The sequence below is a fragment of the Pantoea latae genome (genome assembly GCF_002077695.1).
Classification (GTDB): domain Bacteria; phylum Pseudomonadota; class Gammaproteobacteria; order Enterobacterales; family Enterobacteriaceae; genus Pantoea; species Pantoea latae.
This window is the reverse complement of the sequence record NZ_MWUE01000075.1, coordinates 1-1,084: the sequence shown is the minus strand read 5'-3', so window position 1 is coordinate 1,084 and position 1,084 is coordinate 1. Positions and strand designations below refer to the sequence as shown.

General features: G+C 36.6%; 2 protein-coding genes. Both read right to left on the bottom strand.

Going from position 1 to position 1,084, the window contains the following annotated elements; all coding sequences use genetic code 11:
- Positions 1 to 565, bottom strand: a 565-nt coding sequence (locus B2J69_RS23525) for an RloB family protein (protein WP_158083451.1), incomplete at its 3' end; no start/stop codon positions are given.
- 2 nt (positions 566 to 567) lie between these two features.
- The coding region (locus B2J69_RS23520; RefSeq protein ID WP_143806343.1) for an AAA family ATPase at positions 568 to 1,084 on the bottom strand (517 nt) is incomplete at its 5' end.

Sequence of the window (1,084 nt, the reverse complement as noted above, 5' to 3'; positions counted from 1 at the left end):
CTTCAGACCCATTAGAAGAAGACGCTTCAATAGATTTATTAACCCTTTCAGCTCTCTTCCGCGCGTTCCCTATCCCTTGTCTTATCTTAAAGTACAGTTCATCACTGCCTTTATCATAATCTTTAATGCCTACAGATTTTAATCTTTCTTTTAAATTAGAATTACTCATGAGATCTAAGTAAGAAGAGTATGGCTGTGTTATCTCTTCAAAATGTAGAAGCACCCAAAACTCAAAACAAACATTAGATATGGCAACATTGATGCCATTTTTCTTAGCCTTATCCCATGCTTCTTTATGTTTTGCTCTTGGATACTTTGTAACAGACTCTCTATCATAAACAACCCAAAAGACATCTCCATCCACAGACTCTCGGCTATTCTTTTTCTCAATTGCTTCATCAACAAGTTGTACGGGAGTGTTTTTCCTTGTTGGAGGAATAAAAATCACTTTCGATTTGCTTTTAGCAAACTCTTCTATATAGGAAGAAAGATAGAGCGGCTCAGTTTTAGCTCCCTCACAAAATATGTACATTTTATTGGACAATACTTCCTTATGAGCCGCCATAATCATTCACCCTCAGAGTCAACTGAACCAAACAAATTTGGATCGATATCCTGCTCCCCATTAAGCTCCATAATAAGGCTTTTTATCTTCGTATAATTTACTGTTGGGACTCCACCAAAGCGCCCATCGTCGTACCATACGTGATAAGGAGTAGTAGGTTTAACCTTTTTCTTATCAAAGTCATCAAGAGAATAACATCTTGAACTTCCTTCATTTTTTTCTACAAACCAGATTTGATCTCTTCTCATTTTTTCAGGGCTCATTATTTGCATATTGTGAGTTGAAAAAATAAGCTGAGATCCAACCTTGTTAATAGTCCTGTCATTAAACAACCTAACAACCATATCAGCGACATGTGGATGGAGGCCATTATCTAATTCATCAAATACAAAAACCGTCCTATCCTTAAACGCCTCCATAATTGGATGCATCATTGAAAATATTTTTCTTGTCCCGTCTGACTCATCTTCTTCTTCAAAAACCGCTTCAACTCCATCTTCTCCTATATGAGTAAAAAGG